The organism is Curtobacterium sp. B18 (assembly GCF_000333375.1).
Classification (GTDB): domain Bacteria; phylum Actinomycetota; class Actinomycetes; order Actinomycetales; family Microbacteriaceae; genus Curtobacterium.
In genome coordinates this window covers 1-5,594 of record NZ_BACZ01000611.1, presented here as the reverse complement: position 1 = coordinate 5,594, position 5,594 = coordinate 1, and the positions used below count along the sequence as shown (strand labels likewise).

General features: G+C 71.5%; 3 protein-coding genes. 2 read left to right on the top strand and 1 reads right to left on the bottom strand.

All coding sequences use genetic code 11. The features are described from left to right. Nucleotides 1–3,588 (top strand): transcription-repair coupling factor (mfd, locus tag I5E_RS16560; protein ID WP_022907970.1); only part of this gene is annotated, 3,588 nt, incomplete at its 5' end. A 255-nt stretch (nt 3,589–3,843) separates the two neighbouring features. Here the strand turns inward: mfd and nhaA are convergent. Continuing rightward, a complete protein-coding gene (gene nhaA / locus I5E_RS16555) occupies nt 3,844–5,022 on the bottom strand; it encodes a Na+/H+ antiporter NhaA (protein ID WP_022907969.1) in 1,179 nt (392 codons plus the stop codon). A 121-nt stretch (nt 5,023–5,143) separates the two neighbouring features. Here nhaA and I5E_RS16550 point away from each other — a divergent pair. After that, nucleotides 5,144–5,594: MazG family protein (locus tag I5E_RS16550; RefSeq protein WP_022907968.1), on the top strand; the 451-nt coding region annotated here is incomplete at its 3' end.

Below are 5,594 nucleotides of genomic sequence, written 5' to 3'. Positions count from 1 at the left end.
CTCTCGCGCGCCTCCGCGTTCGATCGCGTCCTCCGCGCCGCACCCCGCGACGCCGACTTCTCGGTCGTCGACGGCCTGCGCGTGCCCCTGCTCGGCGCCCTGCTGGCCGAACGCAACGGGCCGCAGTGCCTGTTCGTGATCACGGCCACCGGGCGCGAGGCGGAAGCCGTCCGCTCGTCGGTCGGCAGCTACCTGCCCGATGCCGAGGTCCTCGAGTTCCCCGCGTGGGAGACCCTGCCGCACGAACGGCTCAGCCCGAGCGCGCAGACCGTCGGCACGCGCATCGCGACCCTCCGCAAGCTCGCCGCCTGGCAGGACGCCCCCGCGGCCCAGCGCCGCACGACCGTGGTGGTGGCGAGCGTCCGCGCGGCGCTGCAGCCCATCGCCGGCAACCTCACCTCGCTCGCGCCGATCGTCCTCGCGACCGACTCCCGCGGCAACGACCTCGGCACGATCGCCGGGCAGCTGGTGGACATGGCCTACGCCCGGGTCGACCTCGTCACCCGGCGCGGCGAGTTCGCCGTGCGTGGTGGCATCCTCGACGTCTTCCCGCCGACCGCCGACCACCCCGTCCGCGTCGACTTCTTCGGTGACGAGATCGAGGCGATCAAGGCGTTCTCCGTCGCCGACCAGCGCACGACGGACGACGACCTCGGCCGGGTCGAGCTCACGGCGTCCCGCGAACTGCTGCTGAGCGACGACGTCCGGCAGCGGGCGCGCGAGATGCTCCACGAGTTCCCGAACCTGTCCCAGATGCTCGCGAAGATCGCCGAGGGCATCCCGGTCGAGGGCATGGAGTCCCTCGCCCCGGCCCTCGTGCAGGACCTCGTGCCCGTCACCGACTACCTGCCGTCCGACGCAGTCGTCGCGGTCCTCTCGCCCGAGCGGGTGAGCGGTCGGGCGCACAGCCTCGCCGAGACGAACACCGAGTTCCTGCAGGCCGCGTGGAGCGCCGCGGTCGCCGGTGCCCAGGCGCCGATCGACCTCGACGCCGGCAACTTCCTCACCGTGCAGCAGCTCAAGAACGGGCGGGGGCAGCGCGCCTGGTGGACGGTGTCGCCGTTCGACTCCGGGCTCGACGAGGGCGACTCCGACCGGGTACTCACCGACGCCGAGGCCGCAGCCGAGGCGGGGGAGTACATCCGCGTCCGGGCCGAGGCGGTGCCGAGCTTCGCCGGCAGCGCGGACGGTGCGATCGCCCACGTGAAGCAGCTCACCGACGACGGGTGGGCCGTCGTGGTGACCGCCCAGGGCCAGGGACTGGTCGAACGGGCGGCGCAGGTGCTCGCCGACGCCGGCGTCGCAGCCCGAGCCGAGGCCGTCACCGCGCCTCCCGAGCCGGGGGTCGCCCTGGTGACCACCGCCGCCGTCGAGGCGGGCTTCGCCGTGCCGGACCCGCGCATCGTCGTGATCAGCGAGGCCGAGTTCTACGGTCGCAGCGTCCAGCAGGGCGCCCGCACCGTGAAGAAGCTCGCGAGCCGGCGCAAGAACGTCGTCGACCCGCTGCAGCTCAAGCCGGGCGACGTCGTCGTGCACTCCACGCACGGCATCGGCAAGTTCGTCGAGCTCGTCTCGCGCGAGGTCTCGAGCGGCGGCCGCAACGCGGTCAAGACGCAGCGCGAGTACCTCGTGCTCGAGTACGCGCCGTCGAAGCGCGGGTTCCCGGGCGACAAGCTCTTCGTGCCCACCGACCAGCTCGACCAGCTGTCGCGGTACGTCGGCGGCGAGTCCCCGACGCTGTCGAAGATGGGCGGCTCCGACTGGGCCTCGGCGAAGAGCAAGGCGCGCAAGGCGGTCCGCGACATCGCCGTCGACCTCGTCAAGCTCTACTCGGCGCGCATGGCGTCGAAGGGGCACGCGTTCGGCCCGGACACCCCGTGGCAGCGCGAGCTGGAAGAGGCGTTCCCGTTCGCCGAGACCGCCGACCAGCTCACCACCATCGACGAGATCAAGCGCGACATGGAGAGCCCGATCCCGATGGACCGGCTGCTGTCCGGCGACGTCGGCTACGGCAAGACCGAGGTCGCGATCCGCGCAGCGTTCAAGGCGGTCCAGGACGGCAAGCAGGTCGCCGTGCTCGTCCCGACGACGTTGCTCGTCCGCCAGCACATGGAGACCTTCCAGGAGCGCTTCGCCGGCTTCCCGGTGCACCTGCGCGCCCTCAGCCGGTTCCAGACCGAGAAGGAGTCGAAGGAGACCATCGCCGGGCTCGCCGACGGCACCGTCGACATCGTCATCGGAACCCACCGGATCCTGTCGCAGGGGATCGCGTTCAAGGACGTCGGGCTCGTGATCATCGACGAGGAACAGCGGTTCGGCGTCGAGCACAAGGACCAGCTGAAGAAGCTCAAGACGAACGTCGACGTGCTCGCGATGTCCGCGACGCCGATCCCGCGGTCGCTCGAGATGGCCGTGACCGGCATCCGCGAGATGTCCACCCTCGCCACGCCGCCCGAGGACCGACACCCGATCCTCACCTTCGTCGGACCGCAGTCCGACCTGCAGGTCGCCGCCGCGATCCGTCGCGAGCTCCTGCGCGAGGGGCAGGTGTTCTACGTGCACAACCGGGTGAAGGACATCCAGTCCGTCGCCGCGCACCTCGCCGAGATCGTGCCGGACGCCCGCATCGCCGTCGCGCACGGGCAGATGTCCGAGTCGACGCTCGAGCAGGTGATGGTCGACTTCTGGGAGCGCCGCTTCGACGTCCTCGTCTCGACCACCATCATCGAGACCGGCCTCGACATCGCGAACGCGAACACCCTCATCATCGACAAGGCCGACAAGTACGGACTGTCGCAGCTGCACCAGCTCCGCGGTCGCGTCGGCCGTGGTCGCGAGCGCGGCTACGCGTACTTCCTCTACGACGCCGACAAGCCCCTGTCCGAGACCGCACAGGACCGCCTCGAGACGATCGCGGCGAACAACGAGCTCGGTGCGGGCATGCAGGTCGCCATGAAGGACCTCGAGCTCCGCGGCGCGGGCAACCTGCTCGGTGGCGAGCAGTCCGGGCACATCGCGGGCGTCGGGTTCGACCTGTACCTGCGCATGATCGGCGAGGCCGTCTCGCAGTTCCGCGGGGACGTCGCCGAGGGCCAGACCGAACTCCGCCTCGAGATCCCCGTCGACGCACACATCCCGGACGACTACGTCGAGTCCGAGCGGCTCCGGCTCGAGGCGTACCAGAAGCTCTCCGCTGCCTCGGCTCCCGCGGCGCAGGCCGAGGGCATCGACATGGTCCTCGACGAGCTGACCGACCGGTACGGGCAGCCGCCGCAGGCCGTGCTCACCCTCGTCGAGGTCTCGCGCCTCCGCCGGACGGCGCAGCAGGTCGGGCTGTCCGACGTCGTCGTCATGGGCTCCAACCTGCGGGTCGCGGGCAAGGAGCTCGCGGACTCGGCGCAGGTGCGGCTCAAGCGGATGTTCCCGGGCGCCCGGTGGTTCCCGCAGCAGGACGCGGCGAGCATCCCGCTGCCGAAGCCGCACGGCGAGACCCTGCCGGACGACGCGCTCATCCAGTGGGTCGAGAGCATCCTGACCGCCGTGTACGGGGCGTCGAAGGCGCCGGCGGAGTCGACGCCGGCCGCGTAGCGCGCCCTGGTGGCGCGTCCGCTCAGACGGGAGGCGCGGTGCCGGCTGGCACCGCGCCTCCCGTCCGCCGGCGATCGCGTCGCGCGCGGGCGTGCGGTGTGGACTCAATGCGACATCGTCGATGTCGTACGACAGCAACAACGTCGCCTGAGCGCGCGTGCAACGGTGCGCGCGTGCAACGAACGACATCGTGGTCGTCGTACGACGGCGACAATGTCGTTCCGAGACGGCGCCCCGCGGGCCCGCGGCGCCCCGCTACTCGGTCGCCTCGGCCTCGGAGAGCTCCCGCCGCGCCCGGTACCGCCGCGCGCGCAGGCTGACCACCACGGCGGACGCCACGATCGCGATGCCCGAGCCGACCAGCACGGCGAGCACGCCCTCGTCGAGGATCTCCTCGTTCCGGGCGAACGCGAGCTCGTTCATGAGCAGCGAGACCGTGAACCCGATCCCGCCGAGCACCCCCACCGTGACGATCGACCAGAACGACAGGGTCGAGCGGCCCGGCGCGCGGAAGATCCGGGTCGCGACGGCACCGAACAGCGTGATGCCGATGACCTTGCCGACCGGCAGCGCGAGGACGACGGCCCAGAACGTGGGGGAGAGCTGGCCGATGCCGACGGCCGGCACCACCACCGCGGCCGAGGCGAAGGCGAACACCGGCAGGACGATCGCGTTCGACCACGGCTCGACGTTCTCGTGCAGGGTGTGGCCGGGTCGGCGGGGCAGGACGAGTCCGAGCGCCACGCCCGCGATCGTCGCGTGCACGCCGGAGTGGTAGACGAGCCACCACGTCACGATGCCGAGCACGACCATGCCCGCGATGACCCAGGCCTGACCGGGACGCCCGGGGCGCAGGGCCTTGCCGAGCAGCCAGAAGAGTGCGAGCACGACGACGGCCCCGGCGAGTGCGAGGAAGTTCGTGTCGTGGGCGAACACCACGGCGATGATGATGATCGCGATGAGGTCGTCGAGCACCGCCAGCGCCAGCAGGAACACTCGGAGCGTCGAGGGCAGGCCGCGTCCGAACATCGCGAGGACGCCGAGCGCGAAGGCGATGTCCGTCGCGGTCGGGATCGGCCAGCCGTGGCCGTACGGGGTCCCGGCGGTGACCGCGAGGTAGACGCCCGCGGGGACGAGGACGCCGCCGACGGCCGCGATGGCGGGGATGACCGCCGTCTTCGGGTTGGACAGTTCGCCGGCGACCAGCTCGTGCTTGAGCTCGATCGCGACGAGCAGGAAGAACACCGCGAGCAGGCCGTCGCTGATCCAGTGCGACACGGACAGGTCGAGTCCGACGGCTCCCCACGGGGCGTGCACGTGCAGGAGGTGCTCGAGCCCGGGGCCGAGCGGCGAGTTCGCCACGACGAGGCCGAGGACGGCCGCGGTGAGCAACGCGATGGCGCTGAAACGGGGGGAACGGAAGAGTGCGGGCATGGAGCTCCGTCGGAGAGGGGTCGGGTGATGGTTCGTCGACCAGACTTCCCGACACGCCACGTACAGCATACCGGGTGGGCCCCGGCGGCGTCCACGGTGCGGTGCGTGGCACGATGACCGCATGACCGCCGTCTCGGACCTCGTCGCCGTCGTCGACCGCCTGCTCGACCCGGACGGAGGCTGCGTCTGGAACCGCGCGCAGACCCATGCGTCGCTGGCGCGTTACGCGGTGGAGGAGTCGTACGAGCTGGTCGACGCGATCGACTCCGGCGACGAGGTCGAACTCCGCGAGGAGCTCGGCGACGTGCTCTACCAGGTGGTGCTGCACGCCGGGCTCGCCGAGTCGTTCGACCTCGAGGACGTGGCCGCCGGGGCCCGCGACAAGATGGTGCGCCGACACCCGCACGTGTTCGGCGACGAGCGGGCGGACACCGTCGAGGACGTCGTGCGGGTCTGGCGCGCGGCCAAGGCGGCCGAGAAGTCCTCGCGGCGGAGCGTGTTCGACGGGGTCCCGCGGGCGATGCCCCCGATGGAACGGGCGGTCAAGCTGATGGAACGCCTGGAGGAACGGG

Bases quoted from the DNA above. Each gene is read 5' to 3' on its own strand.
- nhaA (WP_022907969.1), bottom strand. From the start codon at position 5,022: ATGCCCGCACTCTTCCGTTCCCCCCGTTTCAGCGCCATCGCGTTGCTC.